12 protein-coding genes and 2 pseudogenes are annotated in these 14,130 nt (G+C 42.8%); 7 read left to right on the top strand and 7 right to left on the bottom strand.

The genetic code is table 11. From position 1 onward, the window contains the following. The first annotated feature begins 270 nt into the window (after window positions 1–270). Entirely contained in the window at window positions 271–417 is a 147-nt protein-coding gene (locus F6K53_RS17930) for a hypothetical protein (RefSeq protein ID WP_293022197.1), read from the top strand. On the opposite strand, the gene F6K53_RS17925 is transcribed toward F6K53_RS17930, so the two are convergent. The 3 genes and pseudogenes from F6K53_RS17925 to F6K53_RS17915 all read right to left on the bottom strand — a co-directional run. Beyond that, entirely contained in the window at window positions 371–3,031 is a 2,661-nt protein-coding gene (locus tag F6K53_RS17925) for a glycosyltransferase (RefSeq protein ID WP_293081548.1), read from the bottom strand. The genes F6K53_RS17930 and F6K53_RS17925 overlap by 47 nt on opposite strands. Window positions 3,032–3,044: 13 nt before the next feature. Beyond that, window positions 3,045–3,884: a glycosyltransferase gene (locus F6K53_RS17920; protein ID WP_293081545.1), complete on the bottom strand. Its 840-nt coding sequence runs from the start codon at window positions 3,882–3,884 to the stop codon at window positions 3,045–3,047. 211 nt (window positions 3,885–4,095) lie between these two features. Beyond that, window positions 4,096–4,263, bottom strand: a pseudogene (locus F6K53_RS17915) (glycosyltransferase); the annotation flags it as partial. A gap of 379 nt (window positions 4,264–4,642) precedes the next feature. Here F6K53_RS17915 and F6K53_RS17910 point away from each other — a divergent pair. The 6 genes and pseudogenes from F6K53_RS17910 to F6K53_RS17885 all read left to right on the top strand — a co-directional run bounded on the left by F6K53_RS17910 (window position 4,643) and on the right by F6K53_RS17885 (window position 8,685). After that, window positions 4,643–5,713, top strand: coding sequence for a glycosyltransferase (locus tag F6K53_RS17910; RefSeq protein ID WP_293022201.1), 1,071 nt, complete (start codon window positions 4,643–4,645; stop codon window positions 5,711–5,713). A gap of 200 nt (window positions 5,714–5,913) precedes the next feature. Further along, a pseudogene (locus tag F6K53_RS17905) lies at window positions 5,914–6,285 on the top strand (NAD(P)-binding protein); the annotation flags it as partial. A 41-nt stretch (window positions 6,286–6,326) separates the two neighbouring features. After that, complete coding sequence (locus F6K53_RS17900) at window positions 6,327–6,521, top strand: hypothetical protein (RefSeq protein WP_293081542.1); 195 nt, start codon at window positions 6,327–6,329, stop codon at window positions 6,519–6,521. A gap of 617 nt (window positions 6,522–7,138) precedes the next feature. After that, window positions 7,139–7,837, top strand: coding sequence for a hypothetical protein (locus F6K53_RS17895; protein ID WP_293081539.1), 699 nt, complete (start codon window positions 7,139–7,141; stop codon window positions 7,835–7,837). 9 nt (window positions 7,838–7,846) lie between these two features. Beyond that, window positions 7,847–8,407, top strand: a complete 561-nt coding sequence (locus F6K53_RS17890; RefSeq protein ID WP_293081581.1) for a glycosyltransferase family 4 protein — start codon at window positions 7,847–7,849, stop codon at window positions 8,405–8,407. Between the two features lie 65 nt (window positions 8,408–8,472). Beyond that, window positions 8,473–8,685, top strand: a complete 213-nt coding sequence (locus tag F6K53_RS17885) for a hypothetical protein (RefSeq protein ID WP_293081536.1) — start codon at window positions 8,473–8,475, stop codon at window positions 8,683–8,685. Window positions 8,686–8,800: 115 nt separating this feature from the next. On the opposite strand, the gene F6K53_RS17880 is transcribed toward F6K53_RS17885, so the two are convergent. From F6K53_RS17880 to F6K53_RS17865, 4 genes are all read right to left on the bottom strand, one after another. Further along, window positions 8,801–10,171 (bottom strand): tryptophan 7-halogenase, encoded by a 1,371-nt coding sequence (locus F6K53_RS17880; RefSeq protein WP_293064941.1) that lies wholly within the window; start codon window positions 10,169–10,171, stop codon window positions 8,801–8,803. Next, complete coding sequence (locus tag F6K53_RS17875; protein ID WP_293064938.1) at window positions 10,164–12,104, bottom strand: LodA/GoxA family CTQ-dependent oxidase; 1,941 nt, start codon at window positions 12,102–12,104, stop codon at window positions 10,164–10,166. The genes F6K53_RS17880 and F6K53_RS17875 overlap by 8 nt, the downstream gene beginning before the upstream one ends. 61 nt (window positions 12,105–12,165) lie before the next feature. Continuing rightward, window positions 12,166–13,428 (bottom strand): ferritin-like protein, encoded by a 1,263-nt coding sequence (locus tag F6K53_RS17870; RefSeq protein ID WP_293064935.1) that lies wholly within the window; start codon window positions 13,426–13,428, stop codon window positions 12,166–12,168. A 378-nt stretch (window positions 13,429–13,806) separates the two neighbouring features. Beyond that, on the bottom strand, window positions 13,807–14,001 hold the full coding sequence (locus F6K53_RS17865) for a hypothetical protein (protein WP_293064932.1): 195 nt from the start codon (window positions 13,999–14,001) through the stop codon (window positions 13,807–13,809). Between the last annotated feature and the right edge of the window lie 129 nt (window positions 14,002–14,130).

Below are 14,130 nucleotides of genomic sequence, written 5' to 3'. Positions count from 1 at the left end.
GTTTATGTACTTTAGTCCTGGGTTTTAGGGAGCAGGGAGCAGGGAGCAGGGAGCAGGGAGCAGGTAAGAGTAGATAATAAAGCCTGGTTTATATATTTTAAATGCTATATTTATAGTTTTGTTTACTGTAATTAAGCAGTCAATAAAAGCTTGACAGGGCTTTATTTAACCGATTGTGCTTTCAAGTTTTAGTTATTAAAAAAAAATATTAAAACATTGATGAAATAAAAGTTTCAGTCTTTGGCTGAGATTACAGTGTTTTTCATAACTATGAGGTACACAAGATTTTTTCACTCTTGCCCGCCCCCCTTACTAAGGGGGGTTAGGGGGGATTCCTCTTGCCTCTTGCCTCTTGCCTCTTGCCTACTCCCTACTCCCTACTCCCTGTTACCTTTGCTATACGACCTTCACGTTTAACCCGCATATGGGACTGCCACAAAGACCAAACTCCAGCCAAATTACCTGTCATTTCCAACCAGATTAGGGAGATTGGATAATCGCTCCAACCTCTTAGCCGTTGATAGATGCGAGATAAATGAGCAAGTGGCAATCCCAGCACTATTTGTACCAATCCTCGCCAATCCCCATCTTGTAGCCATGTGGTCAGATTGTAAGCAACATGACCTTTACTATAGTTGTAAAGCTGACGATGTAGCTCTGCCATCTCAGTGCGATGCTTATGCCAGACATAAGCGCTTGGCTCATAGACCAGGGTGTAGCCAGCTTTAAGTACTTTATAGAATAAGTAAGTATCTTCACCAACTCCTGAAGGCATACCGGGACCGAGGGCTTCGTTCATTAAGCCAATCTTAGGATGGCTAAATATACTGGCACGAAAAGCAGCATTAGCCGTTGCTCCTAACTCCCAAGTTGGTGCAGGCTGGTGCGAAAAGGATTCAAACCAATCTCCGTTAACCTCCAACCGCTCAAAGCCCCGTCCCAAGCCGCCATAATTTTCAAAACACTGCTGGGCTAAGGTTTCCAACTGTAGGGGCAAAACATTACCTGTGACAATCATCACATCCGGTCTAGCAAAAGGAGCGATTAGCTTTTCTAACCAATCTGGTGGCACAGTAACATCATCATCCGTCGCAATCACAATATCCCCGGTACTAGCAACAAAGCCAGCATTGCGAGCATAAGCTAGTCCCTGACGGGATTCACTAACTAGGACAACATCAGGAAACTCAGCAACCACTGGTGGAGTCCAACCAGAAGCGGGATGATTATCAACTACAATAATTTCCAATTGTCGAGTAGACTTTTGGGCAACTAGGCTGCACAAACACCTCCGCAAATCTTGGGGTCTGTCATAGGTAGCGATGATAATAGAAACTGGTATAGTATCAGGTAAACAGGTTAGTAAATCAGTCTCTTTATCCGTGAATTTATAGTGATTAGTTAAGATAGATAGTGCTTGAGTCTGGCAGTAATCCCTACTGAAGTTAAGGTCTAATTCGAGCAGCTTATGACCAAACTGATTGACAATAACTTCAATTAAGCGATTCTTGCTAATCCCTCGATCAGGGTTAGCAATATCAACGCTACCTAAAAGGTGATCATGCCATTTTACAAAGACTCGTACTGATGAGTACTCTTTGACATCAGTTAATGCCTGTAAAGGTTCCCGTAGATCGACAGTCCGCACTGCTATACCTGGATTGGTTTTAATCCTTGGGATTTCTTCCTTAGTCAGAGCAGGAAATATATGGTCAGAAAAAATCGGGTAGGGAACACTATTTATATCAACTTCTGTTTTTCGTTCTTGGTTACCGAAAGATTGAGTAATCTCAGCAGCAGTGTGGCGAGCTTTGTGATAGCGAGTTAAACCAGTGAAGCAGCCTTTGAATTCAGCCAGAATTAAATCCTGTGGGAAGCGAGTGGGATTTTTGAAACCAAGCCACAGACGTCTTAAATTCCAATACACTATCCACCAGAGCAAAATCCACAAGAAAGAAAGACACTCATCTGGATAGGCAAAGAGGCTACGGATACAGTAAGAAAACAGACCAATACTGTTATTAGTAATTTGCGTGCGCAACTTAGCATAATCCCGTCGATGTCGATGGCGCACTATGGCACTAGGCTCATAGACCAGGGTATGTCCTTCCTTCACCACCCGGAAAAACATTTCTAAATCACCACCACCATTAGTCACAGTACCCACATCCAAGGCAGGGTCAAAGAAACCAATATCATCAAAGACTGAGCGGCGATAAGCCATGTTTGCCCCTGTACCGAATTCGCCAGTACCTAGGAGTCTCCAATGGATTTTGTTGCCTCGATTAACCTGATACCATTTACGGCTCATGCCTCGCCCGAAGCCACCATACATTTCAAATAGCACTTGTGTTTCGGTTTCCAATTCATAAGGCACAACTAACCCAGTCACTGCCATAACGTCAGGATGTTTAATAAACACTAGCGCTAATGCTTTTACCCATGCTGAATCAACTACTACATCATCATCAGTATAGGCAATAATGTCTCCTTTAGCTTCAAGAACAGCTCTGTTCCTCGCCCAATCTAAACCCGGACGAGGTTCACAGATATAACGAATATTAGCATAAGTTTCTACTAGTTTTTTTGTGCTATCATTGGTAGGGGCATTATCAACAACTATAATATCTAAGTAAGGATAATCGAGTTGATTGATAGCATCTAAACATAGAGAAAGATTAGGAGTGCGATCGCGAGTACAAACCGCAACCGTTACTAACGGCAACTTGCCCTTATACTCCGGTGGTTGCACATCAAACAAATCCTCAAGACACAAGCTTTCCCGTCCGAGAGGTAAGGATAATCCATTGTACAAAAGACGATTGATAATCGTCTCGCTATGGTCTTCCAGAATACGTTTACTTAAGGTTTGAGCTGTGCAGTGACCATTAGTAATTGGTGCTTTAACATATCCAATTGGCGCACCATGGAAGCGAAGCAGTCCTTGCACTCCCATATAGCCATCTAAACCATCAAGAGTAGTCAGGGGGCGGCTCAACTCAATGTCCACTACTTTGATTGGATAAAGCATAACCGAAAATTCCTTATATCATCAGCAGTGAACGGTGTAATAAATTTCCAAGCAAGAGCTTGAAATATAGACTACCTCGGCGTTTCGTTAAATCCGCATAACTGACTGATAAACCCGGTTTATTAACATAATTATCAGATTTCAGCTTAGTGATCATTCTAAATATGCTTTTAATGAACAAGATATACAACCCATAGCGAAAAATAGGCGTTATAAAATCCGCTTTCAAAGCTTGAGATAGCCAAAATAATGTACTGCGATCGCTACTACACTGACTACTTTGTCGTGCCAAATACATATAAAAACTACTCTTAGACAATCGATAAAGTGCTGCTGGAATCTCCGGATGCCTTTGTTGAACGTCACCTAGCATCAAACCATGAGACTTAGCCATTTGGCTGTAGTCGCGAGACATACTACTAACAATCTTGCGATAGCCAATCATAAATTCCGGCACAACAGCAAATTTATAATGTTCTGCAATGCCCAGATAGAGCTCCCAATCCTCACACCCCTGAGCCTGTTGTGCGTTCAATTGACAGTTGTAGCCACCCACGGTCTCAAAACAACAGGCGCGAATCACAGATGCACTAGCATTGCCTAAAAAGTTATGACATACCAGAGTTTTATAAACCTTTCCCTCTATAGTTGAAGCACGGAAATCTCCAGTCAGTGAATTTTCTTCATTAATATCCACCGACCAAGCATAAACCAACCCTACCGATGGCTTTGTTGCCAAGAAGCGTTTAACTTGCTTTTCTAAATTTTGCGGATACCAAATATCATCAGCATCCAGGGGAGCAATATAATCTCCCTTCGCGTTTTTAATCCCTAAATTACGAGCAGCAGCCACCCCTAAATTTGGTTGTTGTAGTAAACACGCTGATCGTCCTCAGCAATAGATTGAACAATCTCAGAGGATATCTGAAAAGTTTTTTGATACTGAATTTTGCCCCCCTAGCCCCCCAACTTTGGGGGAAGAGTCCATTTGCTTCTAAAAGTCCCCCAAAATTGGGGGACCAACGGGGGCTTGGATGTAGCAAATGGGACTTCTCAGACAACCTCTCAGCTGTGCGGTCTTGAGAACCGTCATCTACCACTATCACTTCCAGGTTTTTATAGGTCTGAGAAAGAACAGACTGTAATGTGATTTCAATAAACTGCTCTGTATTATAGGCAGGGATAATCACTGAAACCAGTGGTAAGCTATCAACTGTTTTAACAACCGACATTTGGTGATTTAAATTTTATATCTATACTTTTCACAGAGATAAACTGAGTTTTTAATTTAGCTATCAGCGTTTAGCTATATCAAATGGGCTGACTATCCGCTGACTGCTGATACCGGATTGCTGACTGCTCAACCTGTAGACACAACCTCTATTACAAGTACAGAGTTACTCAGTCAATTCAGGACTTTTTGAAAAAAAAATCCCTACTAGGGATTATTCGGTAGTTTTGTTAAAGCCAATCAACGAGTTAGTTTAATTTATTATCAACTGATAATTTTAACTAAACTAATGTTAAACTAGTGGAGGGTATTATTGAGATGCAGAGTAACGATTTAATCTCAAAATATCAATCAGTAATTGAAGGTAAATTCTCTAAAGAATGGTTGACTCTGCTAGACTAACTATCTCCGTCATTATCCCCGTATACAACGGAGGGGAAGACTTTCACCAATGTCTTGCCAGACTATCTCAAGCTGCATCCCCTCCCGATCAAGTGATTGTAGTAGCTGACGGCGATACTGATGGCTCATGGCGTCTAGCCCAAGACTTTGGAGCCACAGTAATTCGATTGCCCACAGCAGGGGGTCCCGCTAAAGCCCGAAACCTGGGAGCGAAAGTAGCACAGAGCGATATCCTGTTCTTTATAGATGCTGATGTAGCAATCTATCGGGATACTATTGCTCAAGTGCTGAAAATCTTTAACAATGAACCTAATTTAACCGCTTTAATTGGTTCCTATGACGATGCTCCCGGTGCTGCTAATTTCCTTTCCCAGTACAAAAATTTACTCCACCACTACACTCACCAAACCGCATCTGAACAAGCATCGACCTTCTGGGGTGCCTGTGGCGCAATCCGTCGTGACATCTTTATTGCCATGGGTGGCTTTGAGGAAAATTATCGTCAACCCTGTATTGAAGATATTGAGTTAGGCTATCGACTCAAGGAAAAAGGTTACAGGATTAAGCTGTGTAAGACTCTACGGGTGAAACATCTCAAGCGCTGGGGCATAATTTCTCTGCTTAGAGCTGACTTTTTCTACCGCGCCTTGCCCTGGACTGCCGTAATTCTCAAGGTTCACGACGCAAGTCCGGAAAACTGTCGTGAGTTTATCAGTGACTTGAACCTAAAACTGTCTAGTCGTATTAGTGTGGTGTTGGTCTATGCTCTACTAGGTGTTTTAGTTACAGCTTATTGGTGGTCTAGTACTCTGATTGCTATGGCTACCTGTGTGTTTAGTCTCGCCCTGCTAGTACTCAACAGACCTGTCTACCAATTCTTTTATCAAAAGCGTGGTCTACTATTCACTATACGAACCGTTCCATGGCACTGGCTGTATTACTTTTACAGCGGACTTGCGTTTGCCATTGGTATAGTTCGTTATTGGTTTAAAAAGTACATAAAAACTCTGATCGACTTGCCTAATATATCAGGCTTAAATCATTATTGAAGCCTGATATATTGCTGAATCATTAATCTAAAAAAACTGAACAATAACATTTAATAATAACTGTTAAGTTAACGTTATTTTAACGTTAACTATAAGGTTTAATTTTAGGGTTAACCTAGAATTGCGATCGCTATGGAATAAAAATCGATATTCTCCTACTAAGCACTCAACACTCACCACTGACGCACTATTTTTAATCAATGGAACATTATCCCGTAGTGATTACAGGGGCAGGACCGGCTGGTCTTACTGCTGCCTATGACCTGGTTAAACAAGGCATTAAACCTATCGTTTTAGAAAAATCAAATAAAGTCGGTGGTATTGCTCGCACCGAAGTCTACAAAGGCTATCGCTTCGATATTGGTGGTCATCGCTTCTATACCAAAGTAGAAGCAGCGCATCAACGTTGGCAAGAGGTTTTAGGGGAAGATTTTATCAAAGTTACCCGCATGTCACGCATTTATTACCAGGGTAAATTCTACGACTATCCCCTCTCAATCTTTAACACCCTATCGAATCTAGGCATCATTAACAGTCTGGTTATTTTGCTCAGCTACTTCAAGGCAAAAATCAAGGCAAAATGGCGACCTTTAGACTGATTATAACTACCCATATGATGACGTCATATTTAGTCAAAAAACAAGTCAATGGTATTAATTATTTTTCTCCACAAGATATCTCTCCAGAAGAGTATGAGCTATGCTGGTCTGCCAAACTACCTTGTGCATTTGAACTAGAAGATAATATCCAACTTCGCGATCCAAACCGTGGTATTAAAGGTGGTTTTAGGAAAGGGAAAAGGGAGTAGGGAGTAGGGAGTAGGGAGTAGGGAGTAGGGAGTAGGGAGTAGGGAGTAGGGAGTAGCTCACAGGGGTAGGTTTTTTACTTTGGAGATAGGTAATAGGTAATAGGTAATAGGTAATAGGTAATAGGTAATGGGGAGAGGGTTTTTTTCAGGTTATGCAATACCTTTTTATTAATAAAAATTCCCCACGGTGCGCGTGAACGCGCACCGCTATCTCCCGATCTCCCTATCTGCCCACTTCCCCACCAATTAAATTTTAGCAGGACGCAAAAAACCGCCCTGCTTAGTAAGGGGGGAATGGGAGCACGGGAGAGGGTTTGACGGTTTTTTTTGATAACTGAATAATATCCAATTTAAATCTGCAACAGCTTAGTTTTTTTGTAATTAAATAAACACTATATGTGGAAAATCCATTGTCAACAAGCACAATAATGCCGGGTTTATTAAGAAATATTAGTAGTTTATTGACAATATAGATTTACCCTGTATAGGTAATTAGAGTGACAAAGTAAGCGTAGTCGATCGCTTTTAGCGGCTCCTAGGTCGCATCGCGTAGCGTGACCAAAGGTCAATCCCGGGTGCTAGTGCATAAACAGAGCACAGAATATAGGGTATATAAGATGAACCTTCGAGTATTGATTGCAGCGGAACATGCATCTGCAAAGTTTGGTGGTGAAGCAGCTCTTCCATTACATTACTATCGAATTTTGCGCCAACGAGGAATTCCTACCTGGTTAGTCGTACACGAACGCACTCGTGCAGAATTAGAGGCATTATTTCCCCAAGATCAACATATTGCTTATGTTCCTGACACCATTTGGCATCGTATGTTGTGGCAGTTAGGTCGTCTACTGCCTACCCGTTTATCCTACTTTACGCTAGGGCTGGTTATGCGTCTTTTGACCCAGCTGACCCAGCGGCAAATCATTCGCCGTATTGTTAAGCAGGAGCAGATCAATATTATTCATCAACCGATTCCAGTATCCCCCAAAGAACCATCTATGCTGTTTGGAATGGGTGTACCGATAATTATTGGTCCTATGAATGGTGGTATGGACTATCCTCCAGGTTTTCATAAACTCCCAAATAAAACTGTCAACTTTACCATATTTTTGGGACGGAAGTTTTCGAATATTATGAACCAATTGATACCTGGAAAGAAACAGGCAGCATTACTAATAGTGGCAAATGAGCGAACCCGAAAAGCACTACCTAAAGTCGCATGTAAACAAGTCATTGAAATAGTAGAAAACGGTGTAAATTTATCTATCTTTAAACCTCTGAAATCTGCGTCCACAAGCCTACCGATAAAAACATAAAATGTTTTTATCGGTAGGCTTGTGGACTGGAAAGGCGTTGATTTATTGCTGCTTTCATTTAAAAAAGCATCCCTAAACTTTCCGATTAGCTTAACTATTATTGGTGATGGTACAGAGCGGGATCAATTAGAGAAACAAGCACAAGAACTCAATATTTTATCCACAACTATCCACAATACTGGTAAAGTATTTTTTGCTGGTTGGCTTTCTCAGGAAAAGTGTTCAGAGCAATTACAGCAGTCTGATGTGTTTGTTTTACCGAGTCTTTTAGAGTGTGGTGGGGCAGTGGTGCTTGAGGCAATGGCAAAGGGACTTCCAGTGATTGCCACTAATTGGGGAGGCCCAGCAGATTATCTCGATACTTCTTGTGGAATTCTTGTAGAACCCTCCTCTAGAGAGGAGTTTATTGATAGTCTTGCCAATGCAATGCTGACGCTGGCCCACTCACCCCAAAAACGCCTTGATATGGGAAGAATGGGCCAAAAGAAAGTTATGCAACATTTTGATTGGGAAGTTAAGGTAGATCAGATGATCAAGATCTATCACAAGGTGATTGCTGAACACCTATAGCAATCCTATCTGATTCGTGAAATAAATGGTCTGCTTTAAGGCAGGAGGCAGAAGGCAGAAGGCAGATGATACCGGAGTTAGAGCTAGTTTTTAAGAAGTCCAGTGATTTTACAAGCGATGCAGAGGTGCGACCCGTGGCGAATTTAATTCGCCTACGGAAAGCGCACCTAAGCGGTCTTGGGGGTTTCCCCCATGAGCGACTGCATCAAGACAATGATTTAGGATTGCTATATATTCCCTATGCAACACTTCTACCGACTAATATCATGTCCGGATAATTAGTGATAAAAAACCTTCTCCCTTGAAACCTTACTCCTTTACTTCTGCCTTCTACCTTCTGCCCTCTGCCTTTGATTCGCGCCTCGTGTAAGTATTCAACCGGACATGATATAACTATCTCTTCAAGGGCAAAGCTGATATTACCTCTTGTTCTAATAGATATTGAAGTGCTTCAATAACTCGGTAGGCAGAAACTTGGTGATGTGTTTGGGTGAGGAATTTGGAAACGACATCACTTGCGATGTTGCCAGAGGTACAGAAATTACAGAGCAAGCGTAAATCCTTAGCCGGTAGGTACATGGTCAATCCCGTTAAGGTTTTGGTAATTTGAGGTGATTCTTGAAAAAGAAGGGGTTGTGAGGGGGCAAGAGTAATACCACCTCTTCTACTTTTCCAGAAAGGGGAATTAGACCAACGAGTTTCCATAGCATAGTATTTACGCCGGTCTTCTAAATACAATTCAAACTGGTGAAGGGCTTGAGATTCGTAGGTGCTCAAAGCTTGAGAATTACCTTTAAAATAATCTGCGATCGCATCAGCTGCTTTAATTCCCGACTGCAACGCCTTGTGAATACCAGCCGACGATAGGGGATCTAGGGTACAAGCTGCATCCCCAACAGCTAGCCAGCCATCACCAGTGATCTGATCTAAATACTGAGAATAGGCTGGCTGAATCAAAAGCCTGGATTGAGAAGAAGCGTTAGCACTTAACTCCTGCACGTACTGAGTTTTCTGGAGATATGCTGTCCAATTGGGCAATTGCAGCAGTCCGTATTGCTGCAGCAATTTGCGATCGCTCATTAAGCTAACAATCACCCGCTGATTGGGTAGACGAGCAGCATACCACCAACCCAATTCCGTTGCCTCTACTAAAGTGTAGTAATTTTGGGGAGCATCTGTTTCAAAAGTGAAGACACAGGCAACACCAATCAGCTGATCGATCCGGACTGGCTTTGCTCCTTGCCTAATGGCAAATAGGCTACGGCGTCCGCTGGCATCAACCACAAAAGACGCCTTGACCTGAAATTCTCCACGGTCTTTACTACGTAGGGTCAGAAGCCATTTGCCATCCCTTAATTGCTCCCATCGGATTACCTTAGTCTGGCGCATGAGGAAGGCACCCCCATCTGCTGCCGACTCCGCCAGAGAAGCATCAAAACGCGATCGCTTTAAATGCCAACCCTGTCTACCAGGATAGAGGAAGAAATCATTAAATCCAAGTTGGGCACTGCCCCAAGCCGAACTACTACCTAACGATGGCAGATGACCATCTTTTAGAAAAGAGTCCAGTACCCCCAATTCCTTTAAAATCGATTGGGTGTTGGGGGAGATAGTTTCACCAACTCGAAAATCATCCTGCTGAGATTTTTCAAAGATGGCAATCGGTCTTGCTCCCTGTTTCTGGAGAGCAAGGGCAGTGGCAGCCCCTGCCGGACCACCACCGATAATGGCAATATCAATCTCCGAAAGGAGGCGATTAGTCACGAGCTAAATTTCTGGCTACTTCAGCGTAATAGGGTGTAGGCCAATTACTATCCCAATCATCATATGCTGAAACTTCTAACACAAATCCCAGTTCATGCCACTTCTGAACCATCTCTATGTCATTGGGAAACATAACGTAATCGCTAGCATTTTGGTCGTAGTCAGTGCCTACCCAAGGCATCTGATTATCCTTGAGCTCCTCGATAGGAACTTGACCATCCCTCAGATCCGGATAGACAAAGTATGGGCGCTGTGCAGGCCACCACCAAACAATACGGTCAAGAGGTTGAATAGAACACTCATTGAAATCTGCCTGCCAAGGCAAAGCCATAAACTTGGTAATATCCCCTGGCTCAACACCTTCGTCCAAGTTCATACCCAAGCTAAGGGGCTTATTTTCACTGTAGTCGATGGCTTTCTTCTTAATCCGGAAAGGTTCCGAGTAAATCTTGGGATTCCGTGAAATCCAGGTCATTTCGATTCCAGGAGAAAAAGCCCCTCCCACGCAGTTTTCCAAGCTAGCACGGGTAAGCTCTTCACCAGGATCTGCTACCTGAGGAGTTGGTGGTGTAGTGTTTTCAAAGTATCCCTCTACCCACTGCTGAAGCATGAAATATTGGGTGTCTGTTAAGGTCAGATACTTCTTTGACTTCTGGCTGGAACCAGTGGCATCGTCTCCTGCCAAATAGGGCATCATCGGATAGCCAGTTTTCGGAGATTTCAGGGTATTTTTCTGGTCTGGTGCCCGGATTTGGTCAAAAAAGTATGCCCGCAGACCGTTGTACTCTGGACTGGGATTTCCTAATAACTGAGTGTCAAAGGTGTGGGGTTTGCGCGGTATGGCAACTACCCAGGGCATCATGGAAGCATGGTCGAGAATGGGTTTGATGTCCGCCTGGAAGTCCGCTTTGTATCCTGTAGAACCCTTTTTCCACAAACTATCCTCGTAAATATCTGGGCGGTATTCCATCTCCCGCACCGCCACATCAAAGATGGTATCGTACAGGGCGATCATATTGACAATCTGCGGGGCATAAGCAGGTGGCCCCACCAATACCCAAGCCGGGGATGCTTCTTCTGGAGCCTTTCCCGTCTCCGTAAAGGTTATTGTTGCAGAAACTGGTCCGTCAGAGGTATCATCCCACCAATCGTCATTGTTAGCATAATCGGTAATCTCTGGATTTTGGTTGCTCGAACCCGCTTTACCGTATCCTCCTACTACAATTAGTCTACTTTCAGAGTCTATTAGTACCTTTCCTAAGGAACTAATGGTCACGGTTGTGCTAGAACCGTCATATAGGTCCTGCGAAGGATAGCGACTAGGATAACCCGCAGGTTTAGAATTCTCGTCAAATTCCTGCGCCTGTGATGGCAAATAAGTTAATGAATTTAACGATAAGCTTCTTGGACCGAAATCAATGAACAGATTTGTCCGATCGCCTGGATAATCTTTGTTACGTAAAGGATGATTAGAAGCGTATCCATTTTCACCGTTCATAGTCTGGAACTCGTACCAACTAGCTTTTTTATTAGCTAAATGAACAGTCCAATCAATACTACTTATACCCAGAGACTCCATATTTGACTGAGTAACTTCTATTACTTCTATCAATTTACCATCAGGTTTTGAGTAGGTGTATTGATAAAGGCGAAAACGGGCTGCTTGGCGACGCAGTTTGCCTTTGCCATCTCGGAAGTCAGTTTTTTCAAAGGGACTTCGATCCGTTTTTATGGGAAGTCCTCCTCGTGTTTCTGGTTCTAGATAATACTCTTCGCTATTACCAACACGAGCAATACCGATTGCGGGTTGAATTTTATACTTAACTACCATTTTTCCTCCTGTCAGGATTATCCTCCATTTTTTCGGCAATACGAGCCATCCCAGAGATAGCAGCACTACCAGCACTAGCACTATCAGCAATAGTTTCAGCATTTAAACTTGCTCTACTTGGGGTTTTATCAAAGGCTTGACAAGCGCTTCTCTAAACACTTCTCTACAAGTGCTTCTCTAGGGGAGTTCCCTCGATTTTTTTGCTTATTTTTTGAAGAGCTTCCTCAACTTTCTGCCAAGTATCTACCATGGAGCGTGAGACTTCATCCTGTTGAAGACATTTCTGTTTGAATTCACTCACCTTAGTGATCATACTCATACAGCTTGCTCCTGCTTTATATTCAAAGCAAGGACCAGCCGTAGGACCAAGAGTTGAGTTGGTATCTGCCGAAATTGGCGTTTTCATTAACTGAGTGATCACTGGTGGAAATACACTCTGCATCAGCTCCACAACAGTTGTGAAGTAGGCTGTAGTGTCTGCATTGTCTGCAAAGGCTTGTTCCAACGCTTGGATCATCAGACTATAGTTGTCTTGGAATTGACTAGCCAATTTTTTAGCATATTCCTCACTAAACTTCTCTATTGAGGGATTGGGTAACATCGGATAAGTTGATGGCAGGGGGATTTTACCGTCTGCGATAGCCCTGAACTTAAAGTAATGAGATAACTCGAATGGAGTGCCTAGAATTGGACCGTAGGTACCATCGTTACGATGACCATATCGGTTATAGGTTCCATAGGGTTGCTTAGGCCGATACTGTGTGGTCGGAGGAGTTGCTCCTTCTCCCTGTTGTACGATTTGCTCAATTGCTTGCTCAGCAGTGTCGAGATTGGTTACTTTGATCGCTTTTCCACCACCGCTGCCAAAGTAGTAGTTAGTTTTCTGATGGTCAGGAGTTCCAGTAAAAACATCTGGAGCTAGAGTTTTAAACCCTTCTTTAATGGCTTGATAGATTTGCCCAATGCTGGTAAATCTCTCTCCTGCTGCTGGCAGGGGCTGATTAAACTGCATCGGTTCCTCAATCGCCATGAATGTCTGTTTGATTAATTCTGGGGATGCTGCCAGAATTTGCACATAGGGACCGTCGTAGAACTTCGGCAATATATAGTTAGGATACTTGAGTTCAGAAATGTAAGGAACCTTATCCTCAAACGGATCACTAGCTGGTTTTACAAATAGAGGACTATAACCGATAGCCAGTAGCAAATTGCATACTAAATTAATATGCAACATTTCCTCCAAAGCCACACTTCTGATGATTTGATAGGCTTCAGCTGATTTATCTTTCATGGAATAAACAGCTGTCAAATAGGGAGGAATGGTCGCAAACTCTAGATACAATGCTGCCTGAAGAGATGCCCTCAGCTCAGCCTTCGTAGTAATTGGTTTATAGATCAGTTGTTGAGGTTGTACATCAACTTTCATTCTTATCGCTCCTGTTGCCCTGATAGATAAAAGAACCTAGATCGCCTCTGATATTTTAGCATGTATCAATAGATACGATAACTTAATTTTTTTTAATAATTCCACGATCTATCATTAGAGAGCTTTACAGCCCGAGGGTTTGGATGAATTTACGACAGGGTATGGTAGCGCAGGTTTTACAAGTGCTATATTTGATGTTTTTCAGTTGATATTTGAAACTGGAATCGATGGAAAAACCGATGCAGTACTGTATAAAATAATTTATTAACTTGCTGTTAAATTCCCTAAGACGGCGTTCAATCCCTGAATTTACTAAGTTTATAGCGATTATCATAGGTAAGCTATCAGCTATCAGCGTGTCGCGTATCAGCTATCAGCTTATGGGCACGCTACACCGAACAGCTTCTGAATCAAACAGGTAAGCATTCTTTTAATCTGAGTTACCTCCCAGCGTCGTTCGCACAGCGTGGCCAAACGCGTAGCGTGGCCTTTTGGCCAAGGCCAAAGCCTGTGCCACAAAGCTGACCGCTGACTGCTGACTGCTGACTGCTTAGACAATACCAATATCCTCATTCCAAAGTTTAGAGTTGTTCAGAATAAAGTCTTGCATTAATTGATAGCAACTATCGTCGTTTAAAACGTCAACAATAACACCTCTAGAACGGAGTAATTCTTCCTCACCTAAAAAAGTTTTGTTTTCCC

It is taken from the genome of Moorena sp. SIO4A1, assembly GCF_010672065.1.
Classification (GTDB): domain Bacteria; phylum Cyanobacteriota; class Cyanobacteriia; order Cyanobacteriales; family Coleofasciculaceae; genus Moorena.
This window is presented reverse-complemented; position numbering and strand designations above follow the sequence as displayed.

Coding starts and splice junctions, on each gene's coding strand:
- F6K53_RS17875 (WP_293064938.1), bottom strand. CDS start 12,104: ATGCTGAAACTATTGCTGATAGTGCTAGTGCTGGTAGTGCTGCTATCT.
- F6K53_RS17885 (WP_293081536.1), top strand. CDS start 8,473: ATGATACCGGAGTTAGAGCTAGTTTTTAAGAAGTCCAGTGATTTTACA.
- F6K53_RS17865 (WP_293064932.1), bottom strand. CDS start 14,001: ATGAGGATATTGGTATTGTCTAAGCAGTCAGCAGTCAGCAGTCAGCGG.
- F6K53_RS17910 (WP_293022201.1), top strand. CDS start 4,643: ATGGTTGACTCTGCTAGACTAACTATCTCCGTCATTATCCCCGTATAC.
- F6K53_RS17925 (WP_293081548.1), bottom strand. CDS start 3,031: ATGCTTTATCCAATCAAAGTAGTGGACATTGAGTTGAGCCGCCCCCTG.
- F6K53_RS17870 (WP_293064935.1), bottom strand. CDS start 13,428: ATGAAAGTTGATGTACAACCTCAACAACTGATCTATAAACCAATTACT.
- F6K53_RS17900 (WP_293081542.1), top strand. CDS start 6,327: ATGATGACGTCATATTTAGTCAAAAAACAAGTCAATGGTATTAATTAT.
- F6K53_RS17895 (WP_293081539.1), top strand. CDS start 7,139: ATGAACCTTCGAGTATTGATTGCAGCGGAACATGCATCTGCAAAGTTT.
- F6K53_RS17930 (WP_293022197.1), top strand. CDS start 271: ATGAGGTACACAAGATTTTTTCACTCTTGCCCGCCCCCCTTACTAAGG.